Source organism: Gemmatimonadaceae bacterium (assembly GCA_036504815.1).
In the GTDB taxonomy this organism is placed as follows: Bacteria; Gemmatimonadota; Gemmatimonadetes; order Gemmatimonadales; family Gemmatimonadaceae; genus PNKL01.
Genome location: DASXUN010000003.1, coordinates 45,434 through 59,522, shown reverse-complemented (window position 1 = coordinate 59,522; position 14,089 = coordinate 45,434). Strand labels below are relative to the sequence as shown.

General features: G+C 66.0%; 11 protein-coding genes. 2 read left to right on the top strand and 9 right to left on the bottom strand.

Features of this window, described 5'->3' with window-relative positions; genetic code table 11:
* Positions 1-99 precede the first annotated feature (99 nt).
* The gene (locus VGJ96_00670; GenBank protein HEY3285613.1) at positions 100-3,138 is read left to right on the top strand and encodes a TonB-dependent receptor; all 3,039 of its coding nucleotides are present in this window, start codon (positions 100-102) and stop codon (positions 3,136-3,138) included.
* Positions 3,139-3,224: 86 nt separating this feature from the next.
* On the opposite strand, the gene VGJ96_00665 is transcribed toward VGJ96_00670, so the two are convergent.
* The 3 genes from VGJ96_00665 to VGJ96_00655 all read right to left on the bottom strand — a co-directional run bounded on the left by VGJ96_00665 (position 3,225) and on the right by VGJ96_00655 (position 5,616).
* A complete protein-coding gene (locus VGJ96_00665) occupies positions 3,225-3,764 on the bottom strand; it encodes a hypothetical protein (protein HEY3285612.1) in 540 nt (179 codons plus the stop codon).
* A 116-nt stretch (positions 3,765-3,880) separates the two neighbouring features.
* On the bottom strand, positions 3,881-4,864 hold the full coding sequence (locus VGJ96_00660; protein ID HEY3285611.1) for an electron transfer flavoprotein subunit alpha/FixB family protein: 984 nt from the start codon (positions 4,862-4,864) through the stop codon (positions 3,881-3,883).
* A complete protein-coding gene (locus VGJ96_00655; GenBank protein ID HEY3285610.1) occupies positions 4,864-5,616 on the bottom strand; it encodes an electron transfer flavoprotein subunit beta/FixA family protein in 753 nt (250 codons plus the stop codon). Before VGJ96_00655 ends, VGJ96_00660 begins: the two co-directional genes overlap by 1 nt.
* Before the next feature lie 186 nt (positions 5,617-5,802).
* On the opposite strand from VGJ96_00655, the gene VGJ96_00650 reads away from it, so the two are divergent.
* The gene (locus VGJ96_00650; protein HEY3285609.1) at positions 5,803-6,573 is read left to right on the top strand and encodes an SDR family oxidoreductase; all 771 of its coding nucleotides are present in this window, start codon (positions 5,803-5,805) and stop codon (positions 6,571-6,573) included.
* Positions 6,574-6,707: 134 nt separating this feature from the next.
* Here the strand turns inward: VGJ96_00650 and VGJ96_00645 are convergent, their stop codons facing one another.
* The 6 genes from VGJ96_00645 to VGJ96_00620 form a co-directional block, all read right to left on the bottom strand.
* Positions 6,708-8,246, bottom strand: a complete 1,539-nt coding sequence (locus tag VGJ96_00645) for a M28 family peptidase (GenBank protein HEY3285608.1) — start codon at positions 8,244-8,246, stop codon at positions 6,708-6,710.
* 270 nt (positions 8,247-8,516) lie between these two features.
* Positions 8,517-9,827, bottom strand: coding sequence for a sterol desaturase family protein (locus VGJ96_00640; GenBank protein ID HEY3285607.1), 1,311 nt, complete (start codon positions 9,825-9,827; stop codon positions 8,517-8,519).
* A gap of 54 nt (positions 9,828-9,881) precedes the next feature.
* Positions 9,882-11,099 carry an acyl-CoA dehydrogenase family protein gene (locus tag VGJ96_00635; GenBank protein HEY3285606.1) on the bottom strand — a complete coding sequence of 406 codons (1,218 nt, stop codon included), beginning with the start codon at positions 11,097-11,099 and terminating at the stop codon, positions 9,882-9,884.
* Positions 11,100-11,236: 137 nt separating this feature from the next.
* Positions 11,237-12,466, bottom strand: coding sequence for an NrfD/PsrC family molybdoenzyme membrane anchor subunit (gene nrfD / locus VGJ96_00630; GenBank protein ID HEY3285605.1), 1,230 nt, complete (start codon positions 12,464-12,466; stop codon positions 11,237-11,239).
* Between the two features lie 13 nt (positions 12,467-12,479).
* Positions 12,480-13,421 (bottom strand): 4Fe-4S dicluster domain-containing protein, encoded by a 942-nt coding sequence (locus VGJ96_00625; GenBank protein ID HEY3285604.1) that lies wholly within the window; start codon positions 13,419-13,421, stop codon positions 12,480-12,482.
* The gene (locus VGJ96_00620; protein ID HEY3285603.1) at positions 13,418-14,020 is read right to left on the bottom strand and encodes a hypothetical protein; all 603 of its coding nucleotides are present in this window, start codon (positions 14,018-14,020) and stop codon (positions 13,418-13,420) included. The genes VGJ96_00625 and VGJ96_00620 overlap by 4 nt, the downstream gene beginning before the upstream one ends.
* Between the last annotated feature and the right edge of the window lie 69 nt (positions 14,021-14,089).

Here is a 14,089-nt window from a genome sequence, read left to right as displayed (position 1 = left end):
AACGTCGTCAATTAGGCGCGGCCGTCGCGTCGGCCGCTTTTCCGTTCCCGGCGAGGCCGACGTCCTCGAATCCACCTCTCAATGCGGAGTCACCGACTCATGGCATTTCACGTCCGTCGCGTTGCCAGCTTGGCTGCTACGGTCGCCGTGGTGCTTGTTGCCACGGCGTCGCTGCTTGGAGCGCAGGCCCAGGCCACCACCGGCATCATCCGCGGCGTCGTCAGCGACGCCGCTGGGGCGCCCATCAGCGGCGCCACCGTCACACTGCGCCATCAGCAGACGAACTTCACGCGCGTGCTCCAGACATCCAGCAGGGGCGTCTACGTTGGCACCCTGCTGCCGCTCGGGCCGTACGAAGTGACCGTGCGGGCCATCGGCCATGCGCCCGTGGCGCGCAATAACGTCGCCGTGCGCGTCGGACAGGTGGCCGAACAGGTCTTCAAGCTCGAACGCCAGACCGTGGAGCTGGCGGCGGTCGTGATTGGAGCGACCGCCACGCCGGTGGACGTCGCCAAGACCGAATCCTCGGCGCGGCTGAACGACGCGGTGGTGCAGGGACTCCCGAACAACGGGCGCAACTTCCTGGTGTTCACCCTGCTCACCCCGGGCGTCGCCGTGGCGCAGGGACCAGACGGCGACGTGCTCTCCGTGGCCGGTCAGAAGGGCATCTCGAACAACGTCTCCGTGGACGGCGCCGACTACAACAACCCGTTCTTCGGTGAGCAACGCGGCGGCCAGCGTCCCGCGTTCACGTTCAACCTCGACGCGGTCCAGGAGATGGTGGTCACGAGCCAGGGCGCCAATGCCGAGTTCGGCCGTTCGGCGGGCGGTTTTGTGAACGTGGTCACCAAGAGCGGCACCAACGAGCTCAAGGGCACCGCGCACTATTTCGGCAAGAGCTCGGCGCTGTCCGGCCAGCTCAAGGGGAACGGGGTGACGCTCGATCCCGACTTTCGTCAGCACCAGTTCGGGTTTACCGTCGGCGGCCCGCTGAAGAAGGACAAGCTGTTCTACTTCGTCGCCTACGACCAGCAGGCGTATTCGGACACGAAGCAACAGAACCGGCCCGCAAGCGCGGAGTTCACCAAATTGCGGAACTTCCTGGCGACGCAGTGGGGCGGCGCCCTCAAGGACGACTTCCGCGCGATCGATCGCACCAATGACGCGCAGGTGTTCCTGGCGAAGCTCGACTGGACGGTGAACCCCCGGAACCTGCTTTCCATGAAGTACAACTACACCAATTCCAAGCAGGTGAACGGCACGTTCGACGTCGATACGTGGGGCGCGAGCGCCAATGCCATCGAGAACGCGTCTTCCAACGCCTTCAGCGGGCAGCTCTCCACGCAGATTTCGGACAACGTCTCGAATGAATTCCGCTTCCAGTTCGCCCGGGAGGACCGCCCGCGCGACTATGACGCGCCCACCCTCCCCAACGGCCGAGACTTCCCGGACATCGCGATGGATTTCGGCAATGCGTTCCGCATCGGCCGCCCCTTCTTCATTCCGGTGGAGTACTACGACACGCGCATCCAGCTCCTCAACAACGTCACCTGGGCGCGAGGCAAGCATCTGTTCAAGGCCGGCGGCGAGATCAACGCCGTGAGTTCCAACCAGACCTTCATCGGCTTCGCGAACGGCCGCTTCATCTTCAGCAGCGTGGACGGTTTCATCAACTACGCCAAGTTCGGCAACGGCTACGTGGAGTGCACCGGCGGCATCACGAGCACTTCCGGTTCGTGCCCGGCTGGCGCGAGCATTACCGGTCCGGTGCTGCTGTACCTGCAGCAGGCGGGCGTGGGCGGGCGCACGGTGGAACAGTCGGGCACGCAGAAGATCCCGCAGACCGACATGTCGCTCTTCATCCAGGATACCTGGAAGCCCACGGATCGCCTGACCATCAACTACGGCCTGCGCTGGGAGGGAGAGAAGCAACCCGACGTGCTGACTGACCCGAGCAAGGTCTTCTTCGCCGGTTTCATCGGCAAGACGGTCACCAACTCCAAGGGGACTTTCACGTTCCCGTCGGATGGCACGATCCCGTCGGACTACGGAATGATCCAGCCGCGCCTCGGCCTCGCCTGGGACCGCAACGGCGACGGTACGGAAGTGGTACGCGCCTCGGCGGGTATTTACCACGCACGCGTGGCCGCGTTGAACTTCGCCGCGGTCCGCAACAACAACGGCTCCATTGGCCAGACGATGTTCCGAAACTCGGCACTGACCGGCATCCTCGGCGCACCGCCGGCCATCGAGAACCTGCTCCCCGCCCCCGGCGCCAATCAGGCGCCATGGCAGCCGGGCGTCTTCGTCGTTGACAAGAACTTCCGCAACCCGCGTACCTTCAGCACGTCGCTGGCGTACGAGCGCGTACTCGGCACCTCCGGGCTCACCGGGTCGGCCTCGTATACCTTCGCGAAGTCCGACCGCCTGACCCGCTTCGTGAATCGCAACGACGCGGTGTTCGGCAATCCGTGGTCCACGGGGCTGGCCGGCGGCAACGGCATTGGCGACCTGACGACCGTTGAGAGCACCGCCGAGAGCAAGTACAGCGGCCTGACCTTCGGCTTGGCCCGGCGGCAGGCCAGAAACTGGGTGTTCGACGCCAACTACACGATCTCGTGGGACCGGTCGAACGACGACAATGAGCGTGACCCGTTCACGTTCCGGTACGCGCGGGCCGACCGGCTCGATGACGAGTGGGGATACAGCGATCGCGACCAGCGGCACCGCTTCAACGCGTTCGTGCTCACGAACCTCGGCCACAGCTTCTCGATGAATAACCGCTTCACCTACACATCGGCATCCCCGATGTCGGCGAAGTGCGGCACCAACAACCGGCCGACGGGCGAGCGGGCGGGCAGCGCGGCCGACCGCATCTGCCCGAACGGCACGATCCTCGAGCGCAACACGCTGCGGCGCCGGAATGAGTACGCGAGTTGGGATCTCCGGCTCGCGCGTCCGGTCAAGGTGGGCACGGGGAACTCCGCGGAGTTCATCTTCGAGGTCTTCAACGTGCTCGGCCGCAACAACTACAAGGATCCCGCGTTCGGTTCACTTCTGTTCAACTTCGACGGCACGATCCGCAGCGGCCTTGGCGATCCGCGGCAGATGCAGCTTGGTGTGCGCTACTCGTTCTGAGTGAAACACCCGCAGGATTCGCGAGCCCGGCAGGCGTCACGCCTGCCGGGCTCGCGCGTTGCCGACCCGGCATCGACCATGCGAACCTATGCGTCGCGGTCGATGCGCCGCACGGGACCGGGCGGCTGCGGCGGCAGGTCCGGGCGCCACCACTCGTCTGGAGCGGCCGGTGCGGGCTGAGACGCGCCCAGGTTGTCCGAACGAATCGCCGCGTGGATGAAGTTCTCGGACGGTACGGGGTAGCCACTCAGGCGGCGCAGCAGGGCCAGCTGCCCCGCGTGCGTCATCGCGTCGGCCAACGGCCCTTGCAGCAGCTGCTCATCGGTGATGCGCGACGTCAGTCGCGCATCGGCTAGGTCAGCGGAGAGCGCGGCCAACAACGCGTGGAAGCGCTCGACTTCGTCCGAGATCGTCGGCACGCGGGGCGGCGCGTACTCTCCGCCCCGAAGGAACGTGCGCGCATAGCCGACGAGGCCACTCATGTGCCACAACAGTTCGTGCGGGGTGCGCACGTTCGGCCCGGCACGGAACTCGCCGAATCCATCGGGCGCATCGCGCAGCGCCTTCTGCGTACGATAGGCGAGCGCGGCAAGGAAGTGCTGCAGGAGACGGCGCGACTCGGTCATCGGATCTGGGTTGTCGGCCTACACCGCGCGTTGGCATCGAGCGGCGCGGTGCGCAAGTCAGAACATGGTACCGAAGCGGCGTCGCCTCCCGCACCGAGGCGCCGCCCGACGTGTCGTTACGCCCCGGCCTTCGCCGCCTTGACCGCCGCGGTGAGCACCGGGAGCACGTCCATCACGTCGCCCACGATGCCGTAGTCGGCGGCCTTGAAGATCGGCGCTTCCTTGTCCTTGTTGATCGCGACGATCGTCTTCGAGGTGCGCATGCCGGCCAGGTGCTGGATGGCGCCGGAGATGCCGCAGGCCACGTAGAGATCGGGGCTCACGAGCCGCCCCGTCTGGCCAATCTGGTCCGAGTGGGGCCGCCAGCCGTCGTCGGTGACCGCGCGCGTCGCGCCGACCGCCGCATTGCCAAACGCCGCTGCCAGATCTTCAACCAGCTTGAAGTTCGCCGCTTCCTTGAGGCCGCGACCGCCGGCGATGATCACCGGCGCCTCGCCGAGGTCGATCTTGCCGCCCGCCGCCTTCTCGGTGAGCGTCACCTTCACGCGCACCGCCGTCGGGTCGACGGCCGGCGCCAGCGTCTCGACCGCGCCCGCCTTGGCGCTCTCGACGGGGAGCACGGCCCCGGCACGCAGCGAGATGAGCGCCGGCGTGGCCTTCAGCACGAAGCGCTGCACGATCTTGTTGGTGTAGCCCGGATGGGCCACGGCCACGGTGTCGGCCGAGAAGGTGAACTCGGTGACGTCGGAGGCATACGCGAGCTTCAGCTTCGCGGCGACGCGCGCCACGAGATCGTGCCCGATGGCGCTCGCCGCGAAGAACGCGGCGCGATAGCCGTCGCCCAGGCGTGCGGCAAGCGTCGCCGCGATGGCTTCGGGGTTGTAGTTGGCGAACGCGTCGTGCTCCATCACCAGCACCACGTCGGCGCCGTGCGCCGCCAGCTTCGCGGCGTGCTGCGCGACGCCGGGAGCGCCCACCAGCACGGCGTGCACCTGACCGCCCGTGGCATCGGCCACCTGGCGCGCCGCGGTGACGGTCTCGAGCCCGGCGCGGCGCAGCTCGCCGAGGCGTGTTTCGGAGAATGCGAGAATGTTCGCCATTAGAGCACCTTCGCCTCTTCCTTGAGGAGACGGACGAGTTCGGGGACCGCGTCCTTCCCCTCGCCGATGATGCGTCCCGCGGCCCGCTCGGCCGGGAGTTCCATCTTCTCCAACTGGTAGGTGACCGGTCCCAACTGCGCCGGCCTGACCTCGAGCGGCTTTTTCTTGGCCGCCATGATCCCCTTCAGCGAGGGATAGCGCGCGCGGGCGATCCCTTCGTCTATTGTGACGACCGCCGGCAGCGGGCACTCGATCAGCTCGTAGGCCCCCTCCAGTTCGCGTCGCGCCTTGACCGCGCCCCCTTCGACGTTCAGCTGGGAGATGGCGGTGATGACCGGCAGTCCCAGCAGCTCGGCGAGGAAGACGCCGGTGGACCGGTTCTGCGTGTCCACGGCCATGCGGCCGCAGAGGATCAGGTCGTAGCCGCCGTCCTTGAGCTCGGCGGCGAGCGCCGTGGCGATGGCGAGGCCGTCGCTGACCGGCGCGTCGTGCTTGAGCTGCACCGCCCGGTGCGCACCCATCGAGAGCGCCTTGCGCAACGTCTCCTGAACGACATCGGGTCCGAGTGAGATGACCGTCACCTCGCCAGCGCCGAGCTTCTCGGTGATCTGGATGGCGACTTCGGCGGCATAGCCGTCGAAGTCGGACATGTCGAACTTGAGACCCGCCTCGTCAATGCCGGTACCGGACGACGCGATCTTGAAGCGCCCTTCCATGTCGGGAACGCGCTTGATGCACACGGCCAATTTCACCGTGAAAACCCTCGGTTGGAGTGCGCCTTCAAGCTATACGGTTGCGGTGCCGATGGGCAGATGGCGGAAGGCAGATGGCAGAGGGCGGAGGAGCTCGGCGAGGTAGCCAAGCAGCGGCTCGGCCACCATTCTTCAGCCCGACATCCGCCATCTGCCTCCTGCCATCCGCCATTCCTGGCCCCACCGATGCCCCTCGCTCTCGTCACCGGCGCTTCCGCTGGCATTGGCCGCACCTTCGCCTCGGCACTCGCCCGGCGCGGCTATGACTTGATCCTGGTCGCCCGGTCCACGCCGCGCATCGAGGCGTTGGGACGGGAGCTCTCGGCACAGTACGGAATTCGCTGCGAGGCGTGGACCGCCGACCTCGCGACCGACGCGGGGCGGGAGGACGTCGCGGCGCGCACCGCCGCCCTCCCCCGCCTCGACCTCCTCGTCAACAACGCGGGCTTCGCCACCACCGGCAAGCTGCACAAGATCCCGATCGAGCCGCAGATGAACATGCTGCGCCTCCACATGCTGGCTCCGATGCGCCTGTGCGCCGCGGCGCTGCCGCGGATGATCGAGCATGGCGCCGGCGGCATCATCAATGTCAGCTCCATCGCCGGCTTTCTCTTCGGCCCCGGCAACGTCAACTACTCGGCCAGCAAGGCCTATGTGACGTCGTTCTCGCTCGGACTCGACACCGAAGTGCGTGGCGCTGGCGTCCGTGTCCAGGCGCTCTGCCCCGGCTTTACCCACACGGAAATCCACGCGGAGATGCCGCACGTCAAGCAGCAGATCCCGGGCTGGATGTGGGGCCGGGCGGAGCACGTCGTGGAGACGTCGCTCAGGCAGCTGGAACGCGGGGGCAGCGTGATCTGTGTGCCGGGCCTGCTCAACAAGGTGATGTGGCGGGTGCTGACGATGATCCCGCGAGGACTGCGCGGCAGGCTGGCGGTGCGGCGGAAGCGAGCGTAGCGACCGTGCCGGGAGATGGCAGATGGCGGATGACCGCGAAGTCGCGCAGTCATCCGCCATCAGCCATCTGCCATCTGCCATCAGCCATCCGCCATCCGCCATCCGCCATCACCATCCCAACACTTAAACCGTCTCTACTTCTTCAGGCTTGCCTCGCGGATCGCCCGGAACTCGTTCCCCGGCTTCCACTGCGGCCAGGTGGGCGCGATCGCCACCCGATAGCCCATCCGATAGTAGAGCTGCGCGTCCTGCGCCGCACCCGACAGGTCCCAGCTGGGTTTGATGTCGTCCGACGGCTTGTGGTAGTGGTTGGCCACGTACTCGGCGCGCTTCTGCATGCCATACGTCGAATCCTTGCCGACGAACGTCACGCCTGCGCCCGGATAGAAGGCGGGGACGCCGACCTTGGCGAAGTTGAAGTGGTCGGAGCGGTAGTAGTACCCCTTCTCCGGCTCGGCATCAGGGCGCAGCACCCGGCCATGCTGTTCCTCGGCCGCCGCGCGCGCGTAGTCGTCCAGGTCCGACGCGCCGTAGCCCATCACGACGATGTCGGACGTGAGGCCCCACGTGTTGAGACCGTCCATGTTGATGATCGCGACGGTCTTGTTGATCGGATACAGCGGGTTGGTCGCGTAGTACTGCGAGCCGAGCAGTCCCTGCTCTTCCGCGGTGACGGAGAGGAAGAGGATGGAGCGCTTGGGCGCCGGCAGGAGCGAGAACGCCTTGGCGATGCACAGCAGCCCGGCCACACCCGTGGCGTTGTCCGACGCGCCGTTGTAAATCGAGTCGCCGTTCACCTTGGCGCCGACGCCGAAGTAGTCCCAATGGGCATTGTAGACGATGTACTCGTTCTTGAGCGTCGAGTCGCTCCCTTCGAGCTTCGCCACGAGGTTCCGGGACTCGATCGTCCGCAGCTTGTTCTTCAGGGTGACACTGGCGCGGACGCCCAGCGGAACGGGTGCGAACTCCTTGGTGGCCGCCTTCGCCTTGAGCGAGTCGAAATCCTGCCCCGCCATCTTGAACAGCGCCTTGGCCTGGTCGAGGGTGATCCACCCCTCGACGTCACTGCGGGCCATGTTCTTGTCCGGCGTCACGAGGTCGAACTGCTCGGCGGTCTTCCCCTGCACCACGGCGAAGGGGTAGCCGGCTTCCTTCGTCTCGTGGACGATGAGCACGCCCGCCGCCTTGTGCTTCAGCCCCTGCTCATACTTGTAGGTCCAGCGGCCGTAATACGTCATCCGCGGCCCGCCGAAGATCGCCGTGTCCGCAACCGGCGGATCGTTGACGAGGACGACCATCGTCTTCCCCTTCAGGTCCACGCCCTTGAAATCGTCCCAGCCGAATTCCGGCGCCTCGACGCCGTACCCGACAAAGACGAGCTCCGAGTTGCGCAGCGCGGCTGTCTCGTTCACGTGCTTGGTCCACGCGACAAAGTCGTCGCGCCACTTCAGCGACGCGGTGGCGCCGCCCTTGGCGAAGGTCATCGTCGGGCTGTTCGTCACCGTGATGCCGACCATCGGCACCTTCTGGAAGTACGTGCCGTCGGGATTGCCCGGCTTCAGTCCCATCCCGGAGAATTGCGCTTCCACGTACGCGGCCGTCTTCTCCTCGCCCAGCGTCCCCGGGGCGCGCCCGAGCAGCGAGTCATCGGCCAGCACGCGGATGTGATGCATCAGCGAGGCCGTGTCGATGGCCGCGATTCCATCGCCTGGGATCTTCTGTTTGAAAGGATCGGAATCGGAACTGCCGCAGGCGACGGCAAACGCCGCGGCAAGTATCAGTGAACGTCGAATGGTGTGTGTCAAAGGCCACCTGCCTGTGAGGATCGATGTGTCAAGTGAGTACTACCGAGTGCTACGCCCCGCATCGAGCGTCTGCTGAACAAACTGCCGAGAGACAAGCCACCCAGCTCCCGTCTCCCATCCTTCGCCTTCCGCCCGCCCCTACTGCATCACCGGCGCCGGCGTGTTTTCCGTCAGGAAGCCGCGACGCGGAATGAACCAGGCCAGCGATCCGACGACCGCCACCGCAGTCAGCCCGGCAAACCACCCAGGCACCACCTGCATGCGCCAGAGCACCGCGGTGGCGGCGCCCAGCACGACAAGGCGTGACGTCTCGAGCGGCGCCGCCCATCGTTCCGCCTCGAAGATCCCGCCAATCGCCGTCAGCGATATGGCAACATAGAATCCGCCGGCCGCCAGCTGTGTCACCGGCAGGCGCGTTGCGCCGGCCAGCAGAAGCACTGTCGCCAGCACCGCGCAGGTGAAATGGAACAGGCCATACGCCGCGAGCGAGCCCGGGATCTTGGGGTCGTAACGCTCGAACGTCTCGACGCGGACCTCGTGCGGCCGGACGCGTCCGCCGAGCCGGTCAGGGCGCCATCCCGGCGGCCCGAAGACATACATCCACCGCTCCTGCGAGGACTCCGCCGACCCGACCGCCTTCACGATCTCCCAGAAGACGTGCACGTTCGCCCACAGCGGGTTCCAGCTGCGCAGCGCGCGCGTAAGGCCGTACACGGGCTCTTCCTCCTCGGCGACGAATGTGCCGAACAGGCGGTCCCACGTGATGAAGACCCCGGCGTAGTTCCTGTCCTGGTACTTCGGGTTCACGCCATGGTGCACGCGGTGGTGGGACGGCGTGTTGAGGACATACTCCGCCACGCGCCCCAGCTTGCCCACGGCGCGCGTGTGAATCCAGAACTGATAGACGAGATTCAGCGCGTTGCACGCCACGAAGAGCTGCCACGGCATGCCGAGCACGGCCAGCGGCGCATAGAAGACCCACGACATCAGGCCGTGCAGCGAACTCTGGCGCAGCGCCACGGCCAGATTGTACTCCTCGCTCGAGTGGTGCACCACGTGCCCGGCCCAGAGCAGGTTGATTTCGTGGGCGTAGCGGTGGCTGAAGTAGTACGCGAGGTCCACGAGCACGAACGCCAGCGCCCAGCTGGCGAATTCGGGACCGCGAACGCCAAACCACGGAAAGGTGTCGACGCGGAAGAACGGGAGCGCCGCGGGCCAGGCTGGGACGCCGAACCATCCCTGCAGCGTCCATCGCTCACCGATCCAGATGAAGATCCCGACCGAGAAGAGCTTGGTGAAGACGCCGCTGATTTGCGAGAGGATGCCGCACGAGAGGTCGGCGATCGAGTCATTCAGCCGCAGGAGATGCTTTCCCGACCAGACCGCGTAGGCAAGCTCCATCCCGATCAACAGGAAAAAGAAGGGAATGGAGTAGAGGATGATGCCCACTGTTGGCTCTCTGTTGTCTCTCTGTTGTTTCTCTGTTGTCTCTCTGTTGTTTCTCTATTTGAAGGCGTTCAACCCCGTCTCCGCCATCCCGATGACCAGCGAGTGCACGTCGTGCGTCCCCTCGTACGTGTACACGCTCTCGAGGTTGGCCATGTGGCGCATCGAGTGGTACTCGGCGAGGATGCCGTTGGCGCCGAGGAGACGGCGCGCCTCGCGGGCGATGTCGGTGGCGACGTTGACGTTGTTGCGCTTGGCGAGACTGACTTGCTGCGGCGTGAAGGTGCCGGCGTCCTTCATGCGTCCCAGGTGGAGCGCCAGGAGCTGCCCCTTCACGATCTCGGTGAGCATGTCGGCCAGGCGCACCTGCTGGATCTGGAACCCGCCGATCGGGCGGTCGAACATCACGCGCGTCTTCGAGTAGCTGAGCGCCTCCTCGTAGCACGCCAGCGCCGCCCCCATGGCGCCCCACGCGATGCCGTACCGCGCCTGCGTGAGGCACATCAGCGGGCTCTTGAGCCCGCCCGATTTCGGCAGGATGGCGTCGGCCGGGAGATGCACGTCGTCGAGGACGAGTTCGCTCGTCATCGAGGCGCGCAGCGACAGCTTCCCCTTGGTTTCCTTGATCGTGTAGCCCTTGCTGCCCGTCGGCACCAGGAAGCCGCGGACGCTCGTGCCCTCGGCGTCGTTGTCCTCCGTCTTGGCCCAGACCACGCCGACGTGCGACAGCGAGCCGTTCGTGATCCACATCTTCGCGCCGTTCAGCACCCACGTGCCGTCCTTCTGCTCTCGCGCGCGGGTGATCATGCCGGCGGGGTTCGAGCCGTAATCGGGCTCGGTGAGGCCGAAGCAGCCGATGGCCTCGCCGGTCGCCATTTTCGGCAGCCAGTGGCGCTTCTGCTCCTCGCTGCCGAAGGTGAAGATCGGATACATCACCAGCGCGCCCTGCACCGACGAGAACGACCGGATGCCCGAGTCGCCGCGTTCGAGTTCCTGGTTGATGATGCCGTAGGCGACGTTGCTGAGCCCGGCGCAGCCGTACTCCTCCGGAAGGTTCGCGCCGAAGTAGCCCAGCGCGCCCATCTCGGGAATCAGCTCCGTGGGGAACCGGCCGTCGATGTAGCACTGGCCGATGATCGGCATCACCTTCGCGTCGACGAAGGCGCGCACCGAGTCGCGGATGGCGCGCTCTTCTTCGGTGAGCGCCGCGTCGATGTTGTAGAGATCGCCCGTGCGCGGCCTCAGCGCGGGCGAACCCAGCAGCGAATCAGACATGGCGGGGCAGAGATTCGAGGGTTGGACAACCCCTAATACTAACGCAATTGCCGGGTCGCCCGCCTCTGGAGCATGCTGTCATCCGCCATCCGCCATCGGCCATCGGCCAGCAGTCCGCGGCAATCCTTCCGCATCGCCTAGTGCGCCCCCTCCGCCCGCGGCCGCTCAAAGAGAATCGCCACGCTCACCTTCACCATCAGCGTGAAGAGCAGGAAGCCGATGCCGAACACGCCCGCCGCCACGCGCAGTTCCGTCGCGCTCGGCACGTACTCGTAGACCTGCCCCAGCTGGTCCGGCGTGAAGCCCGGAATGATGAGGGCGATGCCCTTCTCGATGTAGACCGACGCGTAGATGAGCACGCAGCCGATGTTCATCGTCACGATGTTCCGGCGCGTCCTTGGAATCAGGAAGAGGAAGAACGAAATGACGGCGAACGCCAGCGACATCCATGCGTACAGCGCTATCGGCGATGGCTCGCCGTGCAGTCCGGCAAAGAGGTATTCGTAGTGCACCAGGTGGTGCGTGTTGGAGTAGTACTCCTTGAACACCTCGGCGCCAAACAGGAACAGGTTGAAGCCCATGGCGTAGGCCATCAGCTCGGCCACCTTGTGGATGGCCTCGTCCTTGATCTCGAACGCCGACACCTTGCGCAGGATCTGGAAGAGGATCAGCAGCAGCGCCGGCCCCGAGCAGAAGGCGGAGGCGATGAAGCGCGGCGCGAGGATGGCGCTGTTCCAGTATGGGCGGCTCGCCATGCCGTTGTAGAGGAAGGCCGTCACTGTGTGGATGCTGATCGCCATCGGGATCGAGAAGATGACCAGCGGCCAGACGAACTTCTTGTTGTAGTGGATCCCGTGGTAGCCGCAGTACACCAGGTAGCTCGCCACGACCAGGTTCACGGCGAGGTAGATGTTGAGCACCACCGCGTCCCACGCCATGATGGCACCGGGCAGGTTCATGCGCCCGAGGAACGGGACGATGTGCCAGAAGCGGTCGGGCCGCCCCATGTCGACCAGCACGAACAGCAGGCACATCACGATCGAGCAGACGGCCAGGAGTTCGCCGAAGAGCGCCACTTCCTTGATCGGCTTCCAGTCGTAGACGTAGGCGGGGACGACGAGCAGCACCGCCGCAGCCGCCACGCCGACGAGGAAGGTGAAGTTGCCGATGTAATAGCCCCACGACACCGAGTCCCGCATGTTGGTGACGATGAGGCCGTTCTGGAACTGGTGGGAGAAGGCGAACACCGCCTGCACGATGCAGAGCGCCAGCACTCCGAGCCAGGCGTAGTAGTACCGGTTGCCGCCCACGAAGGCCATGCGCGCGGTGCCGGTGACGAAGCTGCCGAACTTGCTGAGGACATTCATCTCGGCATCCTCCTCACAGCCCGTAGTAGTAGAAGAACTTCGGCTGCGTGTTCAGCTCTTCCTTGAGGATGTACACGCGCTTGTTCTCGATGATGTAGCGGATCTCGCTCTCCGGATCGAGCAGGTTGCCGAACTTGCGGGCGCCCACCGGACAGACCTCGACGCACTTCGGATAGAGCCCCTTCCGGACGCGCTGCAGGCAGAACGAGCACTTCTCGACGACGCCGCGCTGGCGCGGCCGGTTGCCGAGGTACTCGGTGTTCGGATTCAGTTCGTCCTTGGGGATCGACGGCTTGCCCCAGTTGAAGCGCCGCGCGCCGTACGGGCAGGCCGCGATGCAGTTGCGGCAGCCGATGCACCAGTCGTAGTCGATCACGACGATGCCGTCCGGCTCCTTCCAGGTGGCCTGCACCGGGCAGACCTTCACGCACGGCGGGTTCTCGCAGTGCTGGCACGCCACCGGCATGTAGAACTTGCCCGGCGCCGGCACCGTCTCGTGGTCGTAGAACGCGTTCGCATTCTGCAGGTTCACGCCCTCTTCCTTGTCCATCTCGAGCACCGTGATCCAGTGCGTCTGCGGGTCGCGGGACTGGTTGTTCTCCTCCACGCAGCCATAGACGCAGCGCCGGCAGCCGATGCAGCGCGACAGGTCGAGCGCGTACCCGAACAGCACGCCGGGCATCGGCGGCGTGGCGCTGACCTTCACCTCCTTGCCGAACTGCTCCGTGTACCGCTTCTCCATCGAGGCCAGCCGGTCCTTCAGCTCCTCCGGCGAGAGGTCCTTGAAGTGCTTCTGCACGAACTCTTCGTACGCCAGCTTGTCGGCGGCGGAGCAACCGGTCGCGGTCGCCGCCGCGGCCAGCGCGAACAGCCCCATGACGAGCGCTTCGCGGCGCGAATAGCCCTCGGCCGGCGGCGCGGGCGCCGGCAGCGGGAGCGTGGGGAGCTCTCTCATTTGATCGCCTCCTGCCGCATGGGGGCGGGCTTCGGCTTGATCGGCTTGAAATGCGGCGAGTGCGGACTGTGGCAGTTGGCGCACAGTAGGTACTGCTTGGCGCCGTTCCACGACCCCGTGCGCTTGCCGTGCTCGCCCGCCTTCCAGTTCCGCAGAGTCGGGCCGTGACACTGCCCGCACAGGCGATACGACTCGGTGAAGTCGATCAGCCGGCCGTCGGCCAGATGGAGCTTGTCGCGGTTCTGCGCGTCGTGGCAGTCGAGGCACCAGCGGTTCTTCTCATCGTGGTGCAGCACGATGTCTTCGTGGAACTCCACCGGATGGGGCGTCCGGTTGACGACGTCGGTCTTGCCGTGGCATTCCGAGCACGGGAAGACGCCATCCGAGAATGGGGGTGGTGCCACCGGATACAGCGCCGCCGTCCGGGCGACCTCCGTCGCCTTGGCGCCCTTGGTCGCGGGCGACGGTTCGGCCGGCTTGACCGCCGCGGGCCCTCTGGCCTTGCTCCACCGCGCCCCATGATCCTCCACGGGGCGGCAGGCCGCGGCAAGCATCAGTGCCACCGCTGCACCGGCCATGGTCAGCCGGACTGGTCTCATCCGCATTGTGTATCCCCACGGCAAAACGGTCGCACGCCGCCGCAACAGCGTGCCTCAGGAAGGGGGAGC

Excerpts from the sequence above, each read along its gene's own strand:
- VGJ96_00670 (HEY3285613.1), top strand. The coding sequence starts at position 100 with ATGGCATTTCACGTCCGTCGCGTTGCCAGCTTGGCTGCTACGGTCGCC.
- VGJ96_00665 (HEY3285612.1), bottom strand. The coding sequence starts at position 3,764 with ATGACCGAGTCGCGCCGTCTCCTGCAGCACTTCCTTGCCGCGCTCGCC.
- VGJ96_00660 (HEY3285611.1), bottom strand. The coding sequence starts at position 4,864 with ATGGCGAACATTCTCGCATTCTCCGAAACACGCCTCGGCGAGCTGCGC.
- VGJ96_00650 (HEY3285609.1), top strand. The coding sequence starts at position 5,803 with ATGCCCCTCGCTCTCGTCACCGGCGCTTCCGCTGGCATTGGCCGCACC.
- VGJ96_00645 (HEY3285608.1), bottom strand. The coding sequence starts at position 8,246 with ATGCATCACATCCGCGTGCTGGCCGATGACTCGCTGCTCGGGCGCGCC.
- VGJ96_00635 (HEY3285606.1), bottom strand. The coding sequence starts at position 11,099 with ATGTCTGATTCGCTGCTGGGTTCGCCCGCGCTGAGGCCGCGCACGGGC.
- nrfD (HEY3285605.1), bottom strand. The coding sequence starts at position 12,466 with ATGAATGTCCTCAGCAAGTTCGGCAGCTTCGTCACCGGCACCGCGCGC.
- VGJ96_00625 (HEY3285604.1), bottom strand. The coding sequence starts at position 13,421 with ATGAGAGAGCTCCCCACGCTCCCGCTGCCGGCGCCCGCGCCGCCGGCC.
- VGJ96_00620 (HEY3285603.1), bottom strand. The coding sequence starts at position 14,020 with ATGAGACCAGTCCGGCTGACCATGGCCGGTGCAGCGGTGGCACTGATG.